Genomic DNA, 20,246 nt, shown 5'->3' on the forward strand with positions numbered 1-20,246 from the left:
TTGCCTATAACATCACGTTATCATCGGATATTGTGGAATTTCCGTGCGTAACTCGATAGCATCTATGACTGCCTTTCACTCTGAAACTCCATCTCCCAAACCGGATGCAAGTACTTTTATTTCTGACCATCAACAGGTGGATCGCAGTAAGCTAAGTCAAATGTACTTGCATTATGTCGAGACGAAGGATAAATATCCTCACGCGGTATTGCTGTATCGGGTAGGAGATTTCTTTGAATGCTATTTCCAAGATGCTGTAAAACTAGCGCAAGAATTGGAATTAGTTCTCACCAGTAAGCAAGCAGGGGAACAGGGACGAGTGGCGATGTCTGGTGTTCCGCACCACGCTTGGGAACGCTACGCAACGCTACTGGTAGAAAAAGGCTATGCAGTGGTAATTTGCGACCAAGTAGAAGATGCTTCTGAAGCTGCTGGTAGATTGGTGCGACGAGAAGTAACGCGCATCCTGACTCCTGGTACTTTGCTGGAAGAAGGAATGCTCAAATCAAGTCGCAATAACTACCTTGCAGCAGTAGTAATTGCCGCTAATCATTGGGGTTTAGCTTATGCAGACATCTCCACAGGCGAATTTCTCACAACTCAAGGCAGTGATTTAGAACATTTAACACAGGAATTAATGCGCTTGCAACCTTCAGAGGTGTTAGTTCCGACAAATGCGCCCGATTTAGGTAGTTTGCTGCGTCCGGGAGAAACTTCGCCACATCTTCCCCAGTGTTTGCCACCATCATTTTGTTATAGTTTGCGATCGCAAGTACCATTTTCCCAAGGCGAAGCTAGACCTAGATTATTGCAGAAATTTAAGGTGCGATCGCTCGAAGGACTCGGTTGCGATCATCTTCCGCTTGCCGTTCGTGCGGCTGGTGGTCTTCTGGAATACTTGGAAGATACTCAAAAAGAAAACCCAGTTACCCTTCAAAGACTCCGCACCTACACTGTCACTGACTATTTAATTGTTGACAATCAAACCCGCCGTAACCTGGAAATTACTCAAACCGTCCGGGATGGCACTTTTCACGGTTCCCTACTCTGGGCATTAGATAGAACTAATACAGCGATGGGCGGGCGGGCTTTGCGGCGGTGGTTGTTGCAACCGCTAATCGATATTAAAGGCATTCGGGCACGTCTTGATACCATCGAAGAATTGATGGAAAATACGCCCCTGCGTCAAGATTTGCGGCAACTGTTACGCCAAATTTATGATTTGGAACGCCTCACAGGCAGGGCGGGTTCTGGTACAGCTAATGCTAGAGATTTAGTAGCTTTGGCAGATTCCCTCTCACGCTTACCAGAATTATCCAGCTTGGTAACTGAAGCGCGTTCTCCATTTCTCAAAGCTTTACAGAAAGTCCCAACTGTGTTGGAAGAATTAGCACACAAATTACACGCACATCTTGTGGAGTCGCCACCCATACTAATCAAAGAAGGCGGATTGATTCGCCCTAGTGTAAATCCCCTATTAGATGAGAGAAAGGCAACTGTAGAAGCAGACCAGCAATGGATTGCTAATTTAGAAGTTGATGAAAGGGCTAAGACGGGAATTCCGAGTTTGAAGGTAGGATTTAACAAAACCTTTGGTTATTATATAAGTATTTCCCGCAGCAAAGCTGACCAAGTACCCGCTAATTACATCCGCAAGCAAACTCTGACCAATGAGGAACGTTACATCACCCCAGATTTGAAGGAACGGGAAGCCCGAATTCTCACAGCACGGGATGATTTAAATCAATTAGAATATGAGATTTTTACGGCGTTGCGCGAAGAGGTAGCACAAGAGGCGGAAGTAATTCGTAATCTGTCTCGTGCAGTCGCGGCGGCAGATGTGTTGTGTGGTTTGGCTGAGTTAGCGGTGCATCAAGGTTACTGTCGTCCAGAAATGTTGTCAGGAAGGGAGATCAATATTGTCGATGGGCGTCATCCAGTGGTGGAACAGTCTTTACCTGCGGGTTTCTTTGTGCCGAATTCGACTCAATTGGGGAGTAGGGAATCGGGAGTAGGGAGTAGTGAAGAAGAAATTTCCCCACTCCCCACTCCCAACTCCCAATTCCCTGACTTAATCATCCTTACCGGGCCGAATGCAAGTGGCAAAAGTTGTTATTTGCGTCAGGTGGGATTGATTCAGTTAATGGCGCAGATTGGTAGTTTTGTACCAGCTAGGTTTGCTAGATTGGGAATATGCGATCGCATTTTCACGCGTGTAGGTGCAGTAGATGATCTTGCAACTGGTCAATCTACGTTCATGGTAGAAATGAATGAAACGGCAAATATTCTCAACCATGCCACATCTAGGTCGCTGGTATTGTTAGATGAAATTGGTCGTGGGACAGCAACTTTTGATGGTCTTTCCATCGCTTGGGCGGTGGCGGAATACATAGCAGTAGATATTCGGGCGCGGACAATTTTTGCTACTCATTATCATGAGTTGAATGAACTGGCTAGCATTCTACCGAATGTGGCTAACTATCAAGTAACAGTGAAGGAATTACCCGACCAAATTATCTTTTTGCATCAAGTCCAACCCGGAGGTGCTGATAAGTCTTATGGAATTGAGGCGGGAAGATTGGCGGGTTTACCAGCCGTAGTTATTCAACGAGCAAAACAAGTAATGGGGCAAATTGAGAAACACAGTAAGATTGCGATGGGGTTGCAAAATCTGGATTGATATCTTACCGCATTTCTTTAACAATGTAGACCTATACATTGCGTGTTGATGTAGCAAAATAGTACCAAAATCGATAACAGTTCATAAATTGCTATTATGTAAGTACGTGATGTACATACTCTTAAAGATGAGCAACTCCTACAGCATTCGTAGTACCAAAATTGGTAACAGTGCGGGGTTTAGGCTACCGGCTGAGTTTTATCGAGAATATCCTCAGTTTGCCAATGCAGATGGTTGGATAGAGGTATTGTCGCCGGATACTGCAATTTTGCGGATTTCACCTCAATCTGGTGATGATGAAGACGCAGAAGATTCAGTAATGATGCGGCTGTTTCTCGATTTTGCTATGACAGAAGCGCTCAAAAATAATACACTGCAACCTTATACAACTGAAATGTCTGAGGCTGCCGGCGAACTGATTGCAGGTGTGCAATTAGACGATGAGTTATTAGAAGATGGCTAAGTTTGTCAGCAATGGATGGGAAGTTTACTTTCACCCACAACTATTTGGTACTCAGTATCAAGAATTGTTTGAGCGCGTTTCCCATTTACGGGAGCAATTACCAGAGGCTGAATATAAAACCCATGCAACGGTAAAATTGTTTGCAGCAATTACTGTTGCAATTGAAACAAAGATTTCCTCTGATCCGTTTGCAAGTCATTTTGCGTTGACAGGGGCGTTAAAACGCTATGGACGGATGAAAAAGATGGGTTTGCCGGAACGGTATCGGCTGTTTTTTAAAGCGTTTGATACGGAACAGTTGAAAGTAATTGTAATTTTGTGGTTAGGGTTTCCACGTAAAGAGGGGGCGAAAAATGACTGTTACCAGGTGTTTACTAAGATGGTTGAGCGAGGGACATTTCCAGATAGTTTAGACGAGTTATTGAAAGATTGTGAGATAACGGATGATTAAAAGAGCAGGAAATTTGCCAAGTAGTTGAAATCTGGTTAACCTTTATGCTTAAAATTGCACAAGAGGTTTATTTAGCATCTACTAAAAGCTAAAGTCAACCCTTTGCAGGACGCCCATAAGCAATGCTGACTGAAATTTTGCCTTTCCGCTTTGAGTTAGACACGATCGCGATCGCCGGAGCGAGTTTGTGGTCATTGGCGCTATATCTAGGTTTTTCCCAAGTTAATGAATGGGTAATCGAACAACTCAATCGTTGGTTTAACTTTGCCGAGCGATCGCTTTATACCAGCCAGTCAGAATTTGAAAAGACTCGTAAAGCCAGAGAATCCCAAAATTCTTTCTACGCTTCATTATTTAGCATTGTGCCTTTTTTGGTAGTTGGTGCTTTATGTAACTGGGTTCTGGAAATTAGTTTAGGTGAAAGTTGGGGAATTAGTACAGGTATATTAGCTTGTATGGGCGCTGGCATTTATGAACTTGGACGCAGGGATGGAGAATCTTCTGATTAAGTAGAGAAAAAAGTGAAGGAATAATTTTGAATTTTGAATTGTTTCCCACTTCCTTTACTTCCCAATTTCCTCACCAACAATCTGTGCTATCTTTTGGGCTGCACCGCTTTCACCACGAATTTTACGGAGTTTAGCGCGGATATCAGCCAATTTTTCTGGATGGGCTAATAAGTCTAAGACCATTTTGCCAATTTCTTGAGGTTGAAGTTTACCCATAAGTTCTGGCACTATCTCTTCCTGTGCCCAGATATTTGGCCATGCTAATAAACCTTTACGTCTTACAAATCTTAGGAACAACCAATTAATCACCTTAGTAAAGGGCGTACCTACTCCCGGCAGATTTGCCAACAACCCAGGTAAACCATCCCAAGCACGCATAGCGTCAAGTTGCTGGGTTGGCAGCAAAACAATCATTGGCACTCCTAAAGCACCGAGTTCGGCAGTGTTTGCCCCCACTGTAGTTAAACAGATGCAGCACTGGGATAATAACTGATATGCAGGATTTTCTTGCCATAGTTCCACAGTTAAACCCGTTGTTGTTTTGAGCAATGCCTTGCTTTTAGCGTCCTTTGGGACAATTAAGGAAGCACCGCCAAAGCCAAAGATTTCAGCAATAGAGTTCCTTTGGAGATCGGCAAAACTAGCTAAAGTTTGTAAATCTAAAGTTGGGGCTAAAGGAATCACAAATTTAGTTTGAGGTCTTTTTGCATGAACGTATTCAGCAATGCCTAAACTTAATGGCACTCCTTGGGCTAATTTTGCTGCTTTTGATCCAGGGAGTAAACCAATCAATTCAATCTCTTGTCCTACCTTGTGGGAAGCTGTTGATGCGTCTGTGTCATTAGTCATTTGTCCTTTCTCATTTGCTAAGGACAAATGACTAATGACTAATGACTCTTGACTACTAGCTTCTACCATCAAATCACCAACAACAGTGAATTTGTGAGCATATTTCTGGGGGACACCCGCAGCAACTTCAGGTTTCATCACGCCAAAGCGATCAATCCAATTATGCCAACGAGCTGACCATTCAGCGTAAACCACTGTGCGATATCCCAGCTTTTTGCCTATAACTACGGGGAAAATTTGATCGCCACCGAGAAAAACAACTACACCGTGACTTCTCCAATCCCAATTCTCAAAAGTTTTACCCCAAAGCAAAAATGGCCAAAAATGCTCTGCTGGCTGTACTCTATCTACTTCTGGGTAAGAAAGAGCGATCGCACCTTCTTTACCACTAGCATTTGAGCAAGGCGATAGGACTACACTGATTCTCACTTGATTTCGGTCATCGCCGAATTTTTGCCGTAATGCCTTTACTACTGGGCGCACCCAGGTTGTTACCTCTCCAGGGCCATTGGATAAGATGAGAATATCTACTTGAGTCATTAGTTAATGTTCAAGAGTTAGGGGTCATTAGTCAAGAGGGGAATATTACCCAATTCGTTCCTAATTTTTATAGGCACAACATCACAAAATATAATTGCAGGCTATGTTCGATAATATCTGCAAGTTTTTAGCCGAGTCGTATCGATTTGAATGATTATCCCATTCCTCCAGCAGAAATACTATTAGGAATGTTGGTTTTGATGGTGCAGGAAGGTTGAACAAAAATGCATAATTCAGAATCAATTACTGGAAAATTCAGGGAAGTCGATTAATTTGAATCGAGTGCTAAAGGTGACAAGTAATATTAGACTGTAAAAGCGATCGCTCTTGTAAAGTACTAAATTTAAGAGCGATCGCATTGTGTAAACAACAATGTAACATGAAGATTTCATGAATTTAATATCTGCGGTTTTGTTTATTACTATTTGGAAAGAAACACTTTGGGCGAGAAAGCATTAATCTCTAGGATAATTTAAATACGAGTATTGATTTTGAAAACTGCCAGGATTCTCGCGCTAATCTCCTGACGCTTTCTGCTGCCAAGAGTTTGGGTATAACTCCTGAGCAGTTATTATTTTATGTGTATAAAAAAACCGGATATATGATATCCACGTTAGGACTGTTACTCGATAATTTTGTTAACAGAAATTTAAAATCTCTGTTCTCTGAGAATATATTTTCTAGTATTAATAACTAAATGGTTAATTATTGATGTAAATAAAAATTTACAAATAAGTGAGTAGATACTTTTAAACACAGTCAACAATTACAAAGAAATATTTCGTTTTTTATATCGATTTGTGTCAGATACACGATAAAATGCCCACTGGGCAAGCGTTTTCTGATAAAAAACACATATTGCCTAAAGATCACAAAGTTACCTGTGGCTGATGATGCCGCTAGGAACTTCCTTCAGAGAACACGCATCAAAGGAGCCGAAGAAGCATGTTCACACACGTCAAGTCCACCATTAGACACATTGCGCCAGATAACTTACGCGGACGTAATTTAATCAAGGTGGTCTATGTCGTGCTTGAGTCCCAGTACCAGAGTGCTTTGTCGCAAGCGGTTCGCACGATTAACGCGAACAATCCCAACTTGGCGATTGAAATCAGTGGGTACTTGATTGAGGAACTCCGCGACCCAGAGAACTATGAGGAGTTCAAACGAGAAATTGAGAGTGCGAATATCTTCATCGCTTCCCTCATTTTCATCGAAGACTTAGCACAGAAAGTAGTAGCAGCAGTAGAACCACACCGCGATCATCTAGACGTTTCCGTTGTCTTTCCCTCGATGCCAGAGGTAATGCGCCTGAGTAAAATGGGCAGCTTTTCCTTGGCACAATTGGGTCAGTCAAAAAGTGCGATCGCCCAATTCATGCGGAAACGCAAAGAAAAATCCGGTGCGGGATTCCAAGATGGGATGCTGAAGCTTTTGCGAACGCTGCCGCAAGTACTGAAGTTTCTACCGATGGACAAGGCACAGGACGCTCGAAATTTCATGCTCAGTTTTCAGTATTGGCTAGGTGGTTCTCCAGAAAATCTGGAAAACTTCTTGCTGATGCTAGCTGATAAATACGTATTTAAAGGTTTAGAGAAACAAATTGCACCTTCGACATATCAACAGCCAGTTGTTTATCCCGATTTAGGGATTTGGCATCCTTTGGCTCCCAGTATGTTTGAAGATGTCAGAGAGTACCTCAATTGGTACACAGCTCGTAAGGATATTTCTAACGATCTCAAAGATCCCTTAGCTCCTTGTGTCGGATTAGTATTGCAACGCACTCACCTAGTTACTGGGGATGATGCCCATTATGTAGCAATGGTGCAAGAGTTGGAAGCACTAGGCGCACGGGTACTACCTGTATTTGCTGGTGGTTTGGATTTCTCCAAGCCTGTGGATGCTTACTTCTATGAACCAAATACCAACACACAGTTAGTAGATGCAGTAATATCGCTAACTGGTTTTGCTTTAGTGGGTGGCCCAGCCAGACAAGACCATCCCAAAGCAATTGAGGCACTCAAACGCTTAAACCGTCCTTATATGGTGGCTTTACCCTTAGTATTCCAAACCACAGAAGAGTGGATGGATAGCGATTTAGGGTTACATCCAATTCAAGTAGCTTTGCAAATTGCGATTCCTGAATTGGATGGCGCAATTGAGCCGATAATTTTATCAGGTAGAGATGGGGCTACAGGGAAAGCGATCGCACTGCGCGATCGGGTTGAAGCGGTAGCCGAACGCGCCTTAAAATGGGCAAATCTGCGCCGCAAGCCGAAGCTTGATAAAAAAGTCGCCATCACCGTTTTCAGTTTCCCGCCAGATAAAGGCAACGTGGGAACCGCAGCGTACTTGGATGTTTTCGGCTCCATCTACGAGGTGATGAAAGCTCTTAAAAATAACGGCTACGACTTACCAGAATTGCCAGAATCAGCCGAAGCGTTGATGCAAGAAGTCATCCATGACGCTCAAGCGCAGTACAACAGCCCAGAACTGAACATTGCTTACAGAATGTCGGTTCCTGAGTATGAGGCGCTGACCCCATATTCTCAACGCCTAGAAGAAAACTGGGGCCCACCTCCCGGACATCTCAACAGCGATGGGCAAAACCTGCTGATTTATGGTAAGCAATTCGGTAATGTCTTCATCGGTGTACAACCTACATTTGGTTACGAAGGCGATCCGATGCGGCTGTTGTTCTCCCGTTCAGCAAGTCCTCACCACGGTTTTGCTGCTTACTACACTTACCTAGAGCAAGTTTGGAAAGCTGATGCTGTACTACATTTTGGTACACACGGTTCCTTGGAATTCATGCCAGGTAAACAGATGGGGATGTCTGGTGATTGTTATCCAGATAACTTGATTGGTTCAATTCCCAACCTGTATTACTACGCAGCGAATAATCCGAGTGAAGCGACAATAGCCAAACGTCGGAGTTATGCCGAAACAATTTCTTACTTGACACCGCCAGCAGAAAATGCCGGTTTGTATAAAGGTTTGAAGGAACTCAGCGAATTAATTGCTTCCTACCAAACCTTGAAAGATAGTGGACGCGGTGTTTCCATTGTCAACAGCATCATGGATAAATGCCGGATCGTGAATCTGGATAAGGATATTAACCTGCCAGAAACCGATGCCAGAGACATGAGTACCGATGAGCGGGATAATATTGTTGGCAACGTCTACCGCAAGTTGATGGAAATCGAGTCGCGGTTGTTGCCTTGTGGTTTACACGTTATTGGGAAACCGCCAAGTGCAGAAGAAGCGATCGCAACTCTGGTTAACATTGCTAGTCTAGATCGTCAAGAAGAAGGACTTCAAGGCTTACCCGGTATTATCGCCAATAGCATAGGGCGTAATATTGACGATATTTACCAAAATAGCGATCGGGGCATTTTACAAGATGTCCAATTACTGCAAGATATCACCTTGGCAACCCGCGCAGCAGTAACCGCCCTTGTCCAAGAGCAAACCGACGCAGAAGGGCGAGTTTCTCTAGTTTCCCGCTTGAATTTCTTCAACATGGGCAAAAAAGAACCTTGGGTAGAATCATTGCATAAAGCAGGTTATCCCAAAGTTGATACCGCAGCCCTAAAACCATTATTTGAGTATTTGGAATTCTGCCTCCAGCAAGTTTGTGCCGACAACGAACTGGGAGCATTACTCAAAGGTTTAGAAGGTGAGTACGTTCTACCTGGCCCTGGTGGCGATCCCATCCGCAACCCGGATGTCTTGCCCACGGGTAAGAATATTCATGCACTCGATCCGCAATCCATCCCAACAACAGCAGCAGTACAATCAGCCAAAATCGTTGTAGACAGGCTTTTAGCACGTAACAAAGCTGAAAACGATGGAAAATGGCCAGAAACCATCGCCTGCGTCCTTTGGGGAACCGATAACATCAAAACTTACGGTGAATCCCTAGCGCAAATTATGTGGATGGTGGGCGTGCGTCCAGTTCCAGATGCCTTGGGACGGGTGAACAAGTTGGAATTGATATCTCTAGAAGAGTTGGGACGCCCCAGAATTGATGTAGTAATCAACTGTTCTGGTGTATTCCGCGACTTGTTCATCAACCAAATGAACCTGCTAGACCAAGGGGTGAAGATGGCAGCCGAGGCAGATGAACCCTTAGAAATGAACTTTGTTCGCAAACACGCTTTGCAACAAGCTGAGGATATGGGGATTAATCTGCGTCAAGCAGCGACGCGCGTTTTCTCCAACGCTTCTGGTTCCTACTCCTCAAATATCAACTTGGCGGTAGAAAACAGCACTTGGGACAGCGAAGCCGAGTTGCAAGAAATGTATCTCAACCGGAAATCCTTCTCTTTCAATTCCGATAACCCCGGAATCATGGACGAATCCCGGCAGATTTTTGAAAGTACATTGAAAACTGCTGACGCAACTTTCCAAAATCTGGATTCTTCCGAGATTAGCTTAACGGACGTTTCTCACTACTTCGATTCAGATCCCACAAAGCTGGTGGCAAGTCTGCGGGGTGATGGTAAAAAACCAGCATCTTATATTGCAGATACAACCACAGCTAACGCCCAAGTGCGGACATTATCAGAAACTGTGCGCTTGGATGCGCGTACCAAATTATTAAATCCCAAATGGTACGAAGGGATGCTGTCTCACGGTTACGAAGGTGTGCGCGAACTCTCCAAGCGGTTGGTGAATACCACAGGTTGGAGTGCGACAGCCGGCGCTGTGGATAACTGGATTTATGAGGATACTAACGAAACCTTCATCAAAGATGAAGAAATGCAGAAACGGTTGCTAAACCTTAATCCCCATTCTTTCCGCAAGATTGTATCAACTTTGTTGGAAGTCAATGGACGCGGTTATTGGGAGACTAGCGAGGAGAATTTAGATCGTCTGCGCGAGTTGTACCAAGAGGTTGAAGACCGGATTGAAGGGATAGACTAGGATTAATGGGCAGGCATAATGCCTGCCTTAACTTTTCAATCCGAGATATGACTATGAATGCTTTAACGGTCAACCTTCAATCAGTATTGGAACTGACAGATGAGCAGTTTTTTAATCTATGTCAGGCAAACCGTGACTTGAGGTTTGAACGGACTGCAACCGGAGAATTAATTATCATGCCACCAACCGGGGGAGAAACCGGAAATCGTAATGGTAGACTAAATCAACAATTATTTAATTGGTCAGATACCGATGGTACTGGCATCGCTTTTGATTCTTCTACTTGTTTTAAATTACCTAATGGTGCAGATCGTTCACCTGATGCTTCTTGGATAAAGTTAGAACGATGGGATGCTTTAACTGAAGAAGAAAAACAAAAGTTTCCTCCCATTTCTCCTGATTTTGTAATTGAGTTACTTTCGCCAAGTGATAGTTTGAAAGTTGCTCAGGAAAAAATGAGGGAATACATAAATAATGGTGTGCATTTGGGTTGGTTAATTAATCGGAAATCGCGGCAAGTGGAGATTTATCGGCAAGACCAAGAGGTTGAGGTGTTGGAATCGCCTGTTACTTTGTCAGGAGAAGATGTTTTACAGGAGTTTATTTTAAACCTTGAAGCGATTTGGTAACTTAATAACAAAACAAGAGTAATAACAAATTTACATGCAGCAGCACCTTAAAGATTAATTATAACTTAAGATTATTATACCTCCTATTATACTATTTAGAATCTAAATATTGCTGATTAACTAAATATTCATCAATATTTTCTAAAATTTGTCTTAGATATTTTATAACTCTTTCACTTATTTCAACCAGATTTTCCGCAGATGTATTTTGCCAACTTCCTTAAAAGACAAAAAGCCATGAGCTAAATCATTTCTATTTTTTTTGATTGATAGTAAATCAATTCCATCTCTAGTATCATGATCAGTAATAGCTGAAAATCCATATATTTTAGCTATTGTCTTTATGAAGTGTGATCGCTTACTCTTCCACAACATGCCATCGCTTAGTTTTTGAGGTTTTCTGCAAGGCGGTCGCTTTGTTTTTGAAGTTTTCTACAAGACGCTTGCACTCACGCTTCCACAAGAGCGATCGCCTTATTTTTGAAGTTTTCTGCAAGGCGTAGGCGTAGCCCGTCGTAGACATCGCTCACTTTTTTACAATAAGCGATCGCTTTATTTTTGAGGTTTGATGCAAGGCGATCGCTTAAAATGGCATCATACAATCAGCGATCGCAACAGACAAAAAGACGCAAACTATCAGGATCTAGGCTTTGTCTTTAAGATTTTCTGTAAGGCGATCGCTCTGTTGGGCATCAAAGCAGATGCAGCATTTAATTTGATGGACAAAATCTTGTCCGCTATATTTAAGGTGTACCAGTTGCTTCCTCACTCCATACAAAAACATCCATAGCGGTAGATGAAAATGGTTGTGCTTTCTTCTTCCGTTACTGGGGTGCTTCTGATTACAGGCATTCCTTTCTTTTTTTTGCACGGCTATTTCCCAACGAGTTCACTTCTTGAGTCTAAAGTCTAGTGTTAAGCAAAAGGTGCTGCCCTTACTTAACACTTCTTATCTTTAATTCAAAATATAAATGTTTACTTTACACCTTTTTGGGGAAACCTTTATTTAGTAGTCAATAAAGTCAAATAAATAGTTAGCTTTTTCAGTAAAAACTAGTAGGTTATATTGCGTTTGCTTTGACGATGATTACGTATTTATTCGGAAAGCAAACAGTTTTTATGGGAACTCATGTTAGGTAGTGTCTAACTCGATAACATCCCATTAAACCAATTCGCAATTCGCAATGGGCTAACGCCCCGCTCCGCTAACGCAATTCGCAATTACGTTTTGTGACGGGGATTTAGACCCCGACACAAAACGTGCTGCCTATCTTGCTGGGGACTTAAACCCCCAAAGTTCGTTAAAATCATTATTAAATTTGTGAACAATGTATTAACTTATTGTACTTATAAAAAGATTCATACCTAAACAATTTATGAAACTAGTGAAATCTGGGTACAACCAATCTGAAGAAAAATACTCTCGATTTTTCTCACTTTCTATAGATTTATTGTGTATTGCTAATTTTGATGGTTATTTTAAGTATTTAAACCCCAAATGGACACAAACGCTAGGTTGGTCTGAACAAGAACTTATTAGCAAACCCTTTATCGAATTTGTTCACCCTGAAGACCGTGAATCCACTATTGCCGCAGCCCAAAACATTACACAATCTGTAGATGCAATCAGCTTTGAAAACCGCTATCTTTGTCGGGATGGTTCTTACAAATGGCTGTCATGGAATGCGACTGGCTTCAGTGAAGAAAACTTGATTTATGCAGTAGCTCGTGACATTACCCTTAATAAACATAATGAGATAGAGTTACAAAACTCTATCCGAGAGCTAGAAGCTTTTAAATATGCTTTAAACGCCCATTCACTTGTAGCTATTACTGATAAAACCGGAAGAATAACCTATGTTAATGATCAATTTTGTAAAATTTCTAAATATTCTAGAGAAGAACTTCTAGAGCAAGATCATCGTATTATTAATTCTGGTTATCATACAAAGGAATTTTTTGCAAATTTATGGAAAACTATTGCCCAAGGAAAAATATGGAAAGGAGAAATCAAAAATAAAGCCAAGGATGGCAGTTTTTATTGGGTAGATACCTTGATCGCTCCAATGTTGAACCCAGATGAAAAACCCTATCAATATGTATCCATTCGTACAGATATTACGCAGCGCAAGCTCTCAGAGTTAGCTTTATTGGAGCGATCGCGCTTGTCAGTTTTGAGTGCAGAAGTCAGTTTAGCCTTATCTCAAAGTGGCACACTTCCAGAAATTCTGCAAAACTGTACAAATACAATTTCCCAATACCTTGATATCGCCTTTGTTTGTATCTGGACATTTGAACGACAAACAAACCAGCTACAATTACAGGCTGGTGTTGATTGTACAGATGTTACTTGTAGTGCTTTAAGCGATACACAAAATTTTCCAAATCACATGCTTATAGCTAATAACATTATTGGCTTAATGGCTCAAAATCATCAAGCTATTTTTAACGAAGAGGTATCAATTAATAATTCCGACCAATTTTTCAGCCCAACATTTTCAATTTTTCGATTTTCTGCTTATCCCTTAATAGTAGAGCAGCAATTAATCGGCATAATGGTTTTATTTAGCAAGCAACTGTTTACCGAACCAACCCATAACTTATTAAATTGGATCGCTAATAATATTGCTGTGGCTATTGACCGGATATGGGCGCGAGAAGAATTACTCAGTCGTCGGGAAGCCTTATTACTGCGTCTAGCTAGCCAAATCCGCAGCTCTCTTGACCTAGATATGATCCTAGAAACTGCGGTCAATGAAATTCGCAGCTTATTACAAATTGACCGTTGCTACTTTCTTTGTTACTTACCGCACCCATCCCAACCAAGCCTGATTATTACCTATGAAGCGCGAAACCCTAACTTAGCAACCATGTTAGGCAGTATTCCTCTGCAAAAAAGTACTTTTTTAAAAAAAATACTTCTCTCTCAAGAGCTAATTTGCATTGATGATATTAAGAGTCAGTCACATCTTGATTATGATTTGCAAGAATTTTTAACTGAATTTGGCATCACATCTCAACTAATGCTACCAGTTAAGAGTAATTCTGGGGAGATTGGGGCAATTGTGTGTAGTCATTGCAGTGGCGATCGCATTTGGACTAATAGTGAAATTAGCCTGCTACAAGCTGTTTGCGATCAACTAGCGATCGCCATCGATCATGCACAACTTTATACCCAAAGTCGTTCTGCTACTTTAGCTGCTCAAACTCAAGCCGAAAAACTCACTGAAACCTTACATAAATTGCAGCAAACTCAATCTCAACTGATCCAGAATGAAAAAATGTCTAGCTTGGGACAGTTAGTAGCTGGAGTTGCCCATGAAATCAACAATCCAGTTAACTTTATTCATGGTAACTTAACCTATGCTAACGAATACTTTCAAGAGATGTTAACTCTATTGCACCTTTATCAGCAATACTACCCCAATCCCCAGACAGAAATTCAAGATTTTGCTGAAAAAATTGATTTAGGATTTATTACCGATGACCTTTCTAAACTCTTATCTTCAATGAATATGGGTACTAATCGTATCCGTGAAATTGTTTTAGGATTGCGGAACTTTTCTCGTCACGATGAAGCAGATAAGAAACTAGTTGACATTCATGAAGGAATTGAAAATACACTATTGATTTTGCATCATCGCTGGAAAAATAATGGCATTGGACTAGATATATCTATTGTTAAAGAATATGGTAACTTGCCCTTGGTTGATTGCTATCCTGGGCAGCTTAATCAAGTATTTATGAATGTTTTGACTAATGCGATCGATGCTTTAGAAGAGTCAATAGTCACTTTAAAAACAACTCATAAACCGCAAATTATAATTCGGACTGAAATTTTAGATAGTAAATTTGTTGTAATCCGAATTGCTGACAATGGATTAGGGATGAAAGAAGACGTTAAAAAACGCTTATTTGATCCTTTTTTTACCACAAAACAGGTGGGTAAGGGAACAGGGCTAGGACTGTCAATTAGCTACCAAATTGTTGTAGAAAAACATGGTGGAATTTTGAATTGTCTATCAGAACTAGGAAAAGGCACAGAATTCTGGATTGAAATTCCAATTTAAATAGGATTAACAAGCCTCACACAAAAACTCTGACAACTTTACTTGCATTTTTTTAGACTTTGATCCTCCAAAAATTCGACATTACACCGATTTTGCAGTGGGATTATTCGGTTTATTTAGAGTAGAATCTTCATACTTAAATCCAACCACTTCGATTGAGTAATCGGCGCACTGCTAGAAATATAGTCAACACCCATCTCTGCTACACCGCGAATAGTTTCCAAAGTCACATTCCCAGAAGCTTCAATTTTCACCCGGCTATCCTGCTGGCGAATCAACTGCACTGCGTCATGCATCATATCTACAGGCATATTGTCTAACATGATAATGTCAACGTTGTGCTGCAAAGCTTCTTTTACCTGCTTTAAACTTTCCGTCTCTACCTCTATAGTCAAGGGATAAGGAATCTGAGAACGAATACGGGTAACAGCTTCTCCAATTCCCCCAGCCGCCGCAATGTGATTATCCTTAATCATTACCGCATCATCCAACCCCATACGGTGATTAATCGCCCCACCCAAAGCAGTCGCGTACTTTTCCAACAGTCTCAGCCCTGGTGTCGTTTTACGCGTATCCACCAACTGAGCATTTAAATCGGCAATTTTCTCTACATATATATTAGTCAAGGTAGCAATCCCACTCAAGCGCATAGCCAAGTTGAGCGCGACCCGTTCCCCCATGAGTAGGGCATCCAGCGAACCATGAATTTCAGCTACAACCTGTCCCGGCTCACACCATGCACCTTCAGCCGTAACCGCCATAAAACTGACTTTTTCATTCAAAATCTGAAATACCCTAGCAGCAACTGGTAAGCCAGCAATAATCCCAGAAGCTTTTGCAATCCATCTAGCCGAGCCGAGCGTCACATCTTGTACAAGTAACGAATTAGTAGTGCGATCGCCCCTGCCAATATCCTCCAACAACCAGCCATGTAACAGAGGATCTAAAACCAGCCTTGGCGGTAAAACACCAGAATTACTCACAACTTTATTGCTTCCTTAGTGACTTCCAGGAATACTATAGCCTATAACCCTTGTTCTCTAAGGCTTTCAGGGGGAATAAAAAATGGTTCCAAAAATATTTTGGAAAAATAGTTGACACAAAGAGTTGGGTTCGCTATATTGAATAAGTGCCTGAAGCGGAGCGCAAAAGAGCGACGTTATTCAGGGAACCGAACCTTGAAAATATTATAGTTTGAAAGCGAAAAGACAGCAAGTAGTTTGCCTCAAGAAAATGATAACTAAGCTGAAGTTAAAAAAGAGCAGCTAAATGTATTGAGTTCAAAAGCTTTCCATTTCAAAACGGAGAGTTTGATCCTGGCTCAGGATGAACGCTGGCGGTATGCTTAACACATGCAAGTCGAACGGTGCTTTAGGGCACAGTGGCGGACGGGTGAGTAACGCGTGAGAATCTGGCTTCAGGTCTGGGACAACCACTGGAAACGGTGGCTAATACCGGATGTGCCGAAAGGTGAAAGATTAATTGCCTGGAGATGAGCTCGCGTCTGATTAGCTAGTAGGTGTGGTAAAGGCGCACCTAGGCGACGATCAGTAGCTGGTCTGAGAGGACGATCAGCCACACTGGGACTGAGACACGGCCCAGACTCCTACGGGAGGCAGCAGTGGGGAATTTTCCGCAATGGGCGAAAGCCTGACGGAGCAATACCGCGTGAGGGAGGAAGGCTCTTGGGTCGTAAACCTCTTTTCTCAGGGAAGAAAAAAATGACGGTACCTGAGGAATAAGCATCGGCTAACTCCGTGCCAGCAGCCGCGGTAATACGGAGGATGCAAGCGTTATCCGGAATGATTGGGCGTAAAGCGTCCGCAGGTGGCTGTGTAAGTCTGCTGTTAAAGAGTCTAGCTCAACTAGATAAGAGCAGTGGAAACTACACGGCTAGAGTACGTTCGGGGCAGAGGGAATTCCTGGTGTAGCGGTGAAATGCGTAGAGATCAGGAAGAACACCGGTGGCGAAGGCGCTCTGCTAGGCCGTAACTGACACTGAGGGACGAAAGCTAGGGGAGCGAATGGGATTAGATACCCCAGTAGTCCTAGCCGTAAACGATGGATACTAGGCGTGGCTTGTATCGACCCGAGCCGTGCCGTAGCTAACGCGTTAAGTATCCCGCCTGGGGAGTACGCCGGCAACGGTGAAACTCAAAGGAATTGACGGGGGCCCGCACAAGCGGTGGAGTATGTGGTTTAATTCGATGCAACGCGAAGAACCTTACCAAGGCTTGACATGTCGCGAATCTTCTCGAAAGGGAAGAGTGCCTTCGGGAGCGCGAACACAGGTGGTGCATGGCTGTCGTCAGCTCGTGTCGTGAGATGTTGGGTTAAGTCCCGCAACGAGCGCAACCCTCGTTTTTAGTTGCCAGCATTAAGTTGGGCACTCTAGAGAGACTGCCGGTGACAAACCGGAGGAAGGTGGGGATGACGTCAAGTCAGCATGCCCCTTACGCCTTGGGCTACACACGTACTACAATGCTCCGGACAGAGGGCAGCAAGCGGGCGACCGCAAGCAAATCCCGGAAACCGGAGCTCAGTTCAGATCGCAGGCTGCAACTCGCCTGCGTGAAGGAGGAATCGCTAGTAATTGCAGGTCAGCATACTGCAGTGAATTCGTTCCCGGGCCTTGTACACACCGCCCGTCACACCATGGAAGCTGGTAGTGCCCGAAGTCATTACTCCAACTGTCAAAAGAGGAGGATGCCTAAGGCAGGACTGGTGACTGGGGTGAAGTCGTAACAAGGTAGCCGTACCGGAAGGTGTGGCTGGATCACCTCCTTTTTAGGGAGACCTACACCCCTTACATATCGAAAAACACACTAGTTTTATAGATAGTAAGTTGGTCTATACCTAGGTCGGTCGCAGATATTTGCAAGATGAACGCTTTCAAACTATGATGAAGGTTCTTTATGGGCTATTAGCTCAGGTGGTTAGAGCGCACCCCTGATAAGGGTGAGGTCCCTGGTTCGAGTCCAGGATGGCCCACCTAAAGGAGTGCTGAGTACCGAGTGCTGAGTGCTGAGTAAAAAACTTAGTATTGAGAAGTAGGAATTCAGAACTACCATAGTGGGAGTAAATTAGAGAAAGCGCGTGATGAGAACAAAAAACTCAGCACTCAGCCCTCATAACTCAACACTGTATTGGGGGTTTAGCTCAGTTGGTAGAGCGCCTGCTTTGCAAGCAGGATGTCAGCGGTTCGAGTCCGCTAACCTCCACCTGTGGCGGTTGCCATTGATAAAATAGAGTGAGAAATCAGCAACATGACTTAACTGGAGTCAGACTGCTGAGTTGTATCTCAGCCAGAACCTTGAAAACTGCATAGTAACGCGAAAATAGCAGGCAGACACAGACATTGAGAGTGCTGAGTACTGAGTGCTGAGTACTGAGTAAAATCAGTAGGAAGTGACGAGGTAAGCAGAACTAACTATTTGTGAATGCAAGTCATTAAAAGACCAAATATTTGAGTGGTCAAGCTAATAAGGGCTAACGGTGGATACCTAGGCACACAGAGGCGACGAAGGACGTGGTTACCGACGATATGCTCCGGGGAGTTGGAAGCAAACATTGAGCCGGAGATTTCCGAATGGGGCAACCCTATATACTACCTGCTGAATATATAGGCAGGAAAGAGCCAACCCAGCGAATTGAAACATCTTAGTAGCTGGAGGAAGAGAAATCAATAAAGAGATTCCCTCAGTAGTGGTGAGCGAAAGGGGAAGAGCCTAAACCAAAAGATTTATCTTTTGGGGTAGTGGGAGAGCGATATCGAATCTGGAGGCTAGACGAAGCAGCTAAATACTGCACCAAAGAAGGTGAAAGTCCTGTAGTCGAAAGTCAAAGGATAGTAGCTCAATCCCGAGTAGCATGGGGCACGAGGAATCCCATGTGAATCAGCGAGGACCACCTCGTAAGGCTAAATACTACTGTGTGACCGATAGTGAACCAGTACCGCGAGGGAAAGGTGAAAAGAACCCCGGAAGGGGAGTGAAATAGAACATGAAACCGTTAGCTTACAAGCAGTGGGAGGACTATTTAAAAGTCTGACCGCGTGCCTGTTGAAGAATGAGCCGGCGACTTATAGGCACTGGTAGGTTAAAGCGAGAATGCTGGAGCCAAAGGGAAACCGAGTCTGAAAAGGGCGATAATCAGTGTTTATAGACCCGAACCCTGGTGATCTAACCATGGCCAGGATGAAGCTTGGGTAACACCAAGTGGAGGTCCGCACCGACTGATGTTGAAAAATCAGCGGATGAGCTGTGGTTAGGGGTGAAATGCCAATCGAACCAGGAGCTAGCTGGTTCTCCCCGAAATGTGTTTAGGCGCAGCGGTAATGATTATATCTGGGGGGTAAAGCACTGTTTCGGTGCGGGCTGGGAGACCGGTACCAAATCGAGACAAACTCTGAATACCCAGAGCACACATTGCCAGTGAGACAGTGGGGGATAAGCTTCATTGTCAAGAGGGAAACAGCCCAGACCACCAGCTAAGGTCCCCAAATCATCGCTAAGTGATAAAGGAGGTGAGAGTGCACAGACAACTAGGAGGTTTGCCTAGAAGCAGCCACCCTTGAAAGAGTGCGTAATAGCTCACTAGTCAAGCGCTCTCGCGCCGAAAATGAACGGGGCTAAGCGATGTACCGAAGCTGTGGGATTAACTAACGTTAATCGGTAGGGGAGCGTTCCGTCGTAGAAAGAAGCAGTAGCGGCAAGCAGCTGTGGACGAAACGGAAGTGAGAATGTCGGCTTGAGTAGCGCAAACATTGGTGAGAATCCAATGCCCCGAAACCCTAAGGTTTCCTCCGCCAGGTTCGTCCCCGGAGGGTTAGTCAGGACCTAAGGCGAGGCCGAACGGCGTAGTCGATGGACAACGGGTTAAAATTCCCGTACTGATTGTAGGTTGTGCAGAGGGACGGAGAAGATAATTGTCAGCCGGATGTTGGTTACCGGTTCAAGCGTCGAGATGTTGAGAAACGGCGAAAACGTTTCGAGTTGAGGCGTGAGTACGACCCACTACGGTGGGGAAGTGGCATAGTCTAGCTTCCAAGAAAAGCTCTAAACACGTTAACTTACAGTTACCTGTACCCGAAACCGACACAGGTAGGGAGGTTGAGAATACCAAGG

The 20,246-nt window shown here is 43.5% G+C and carries 11 protein-coding genes, 2 tRNA genes and 2 rRNA genes (1 of these 15 running past the window's edge); 11 read left to right on the plus strand and 4 right to left on the minus strand.

Annotation, left to right across the window (positions count from 1 at the left end; genetic code table 11):
• Positions 1–64 precede the first annotated feature (64 nt).
• The 4 genes from mutS to CDC33_RS04835 all read left to right on the plus strand — a co-directional run bounded on the left by mutS (position 65) and on the right by CDC33_RS04835 (position 4,103).
• Positions 65–2,680: a DNA mismatch repair protein MutS gene (gene mutS, locus CDC33_RS04820; protein WP_109007528.1), complete on the plus strand. Its 2,616-nt coding sequence runs from the start codon at positions 65–67 to the stop codon at positions 2,678–2,680.
• A gap of 127 nt (positions 2,681–2,807) precedes the next feature.
• Positions 2,808–3,143, plus strand: coding sequence for a hypothetical protein (locus CDC33_RS04825; RefSeq protein WP_109007529.1), 336 nt, complete (start codon positions 2,808–2,810; stop codon positions 3,141–3,143).
• Positions 3,136–3,594 carry a type II toxin-antitoxin system YhaV family toxin gene (locus CDC33_RS04830; protein WP_109007530.1) on the plus strand — a complete coding sequence of 153 codons (459 nt, stop codon included), beginning with the start codon at positions 3,136–3,138 and terminating at the stop codon, positions 3,592–3,594. The genes CDC33_RS04825 and CDC33_RS04830 overlap by 8 nt, the downstream gene beginning before the upstream one ends.
• A gap of 122 nt (positions 3,595–3,716) precedes the next feature.
• Complete coding sequence (locus tag CDC33_RS04835; protein WP_100899560.1) at positions 3,717–4,103, plus strand: hypothetical protein; 387 nt, start codon at positions 3,717–3,719, stop codon at positions 4,101–4,103.
• A 54-nt stretch (positions 4,104–4,157) separates the two neighbouring features.
• On the opposite strand, the gene CDC33_RS04840 is transcribed toward CDC33_RS04835, so the two are convergent.
• A complete protein-coding gene (locus CDC33_RS04840; protein WP_109007531.1) occupies positions 4,158–5,492 on the minus strand; it encodes a glycosyltransferase family protein in 1,335 nt (444 codons plus the stop codon).
• A 945-nt stretch (positions 5,493–6,437) separates the two neighbouring features.
• Between CDC33_RS04840 and CDC33_RS04845 the strand changes: the two genes are divergently transcribed.
• Complete coding sequence (locus tag CDC33_RS04845; protein ID WP_109007532.1) at positions 6,438–10,421, plus strand: magnesium chelatase subunit H; 3,984 nt, start codon at positions 6,438–6,440, stop codon at positions 10,419–10,421.
• A 53-nt stretch (positions 10,422–10,474) separates the two neighbouring features.
• Positions 10,475–11,050: a Uma2 family endonuclease gene (locus tag CDC33_RS04850; protein ID WP_109007533.1), complete on the plus strand. Its 576-nt coding sequence runs from the start codon at positions 10,475–10,477 to the stop codon at positions 11,048–11,050.
• Between the two features lie 449 nt (positions 11,051–11,499).
• Here the strand turns inward: CDC33_RS04850 and CDC33_RS38315 are convergent, their stop codons facing one another.
• Together CDC33_RS38315 and CDC33_RS37705 are read right to left on the minus strand one after the other, a co-directional pair.
• A complete protein-coding gene (locus tag CDC33_RS38315) occupies positions 11,500–11,652 on the minus strand; it encodes a hypothetical protein (RefSeq protein WP_181373892.1) in 153 nt (50 codons plus the stop codon).
• 41 nt (positions 11,653–11,693) lie between these two features.
• Positions 11,694–11,921 carry a hypothetical protein gene (locus CDC33_RS37705; RefSeq protein WP_146195775.1) on the minus strand — a complete coding sequence of 76 codons (228 nt, stop codon included), beginning with the start codon at positions 11,919–11,921 and terminating at the stop codon, positions 11,694–11,696.
• A 505-nt stretch (positions 11,922–12,426) separates the two neighbouring features.
• Between CDC33_RS37705 and CDC33_RS04865 the strand changes: the two genes are divergently transcribed.
• Complete coding sequence (locus CDC33_RS04865; RefSeq protein ID WP_109007535.1) at positions 12,427–15,120, plus strand: PAS domain S-box protein; 2,694 nt, start codon at positions 12,427–12,429, stop codon at positions 15,118–15,120.
• Between the two features lie 116 nt (positions 15,121–15,236).
• Here CDC33_RS04865 and nadC read toward each other — a convergent pair whose 3' ends face one another.
• The gene (gene nadC, locus CDC33_RS04870; RefSeq protein WP_109007536.1) at positions 15,237–16,103 is read right to left on the minus strand and encodes a carboxylating nicotinate-nucleotide diphosphorylase; all 867 of its coding nucleotides are present in this window, start codon (positions 16,101–16,103) and stop codon (positions 15,237–15,239) included.
• Positions 16,104–16,418: 315 nt separating this feature from the next.
• Between nadC and CDC33_RS04875 the strand changes: the two genes are divergently transcribed.
• The 4 genes from CDC33_RS04875 to CDC33_RS04890 form a co-directional block, all read left to right on the plus strand.
• A 16S ribosomal RNA gene (locus CDC33_RS04875) occupies positions 16,419–17,907 on the plus strand.
• A gap of 130 nt (positions 17,908–18,037) precedes the next feature.
• A tRNA-Ile gene (locus CDC33_RS04880) sits at positions 18,038–18,111 on the plus strand.
• A 157-nt stretch (positions 18,112–18,268) separates the two neighbouring features.
• Positions 18,269–18,341: transfer RNA gene (locus CDC33_RS04885), tRNA-Ala, on the plus strand.
• Between the two features lie 251 nt (positions 18,342–18,592).
• Positions 18,593–20,246: ribosomal RNA gene (locus CDC33_RS04890) — 23S ribosomal RNA — on the plus strand; it runs 1,237 nt beyond the window's last position.
• The 16S and 23S rRNA genes sit together here with 2 tRNA genes alongside, the layout of an rRNA operon.

It is taken from the genome of Nostoc commune NIES-4072 (assembly GCF_003113895.1).
Classification (GTDB): domain Bacteria; phylum Cyanobacteriota; class Cyanobacteriia; order Cyanobacteriales; family Nostocaceae; genus Nostoc; species Nostoc commune.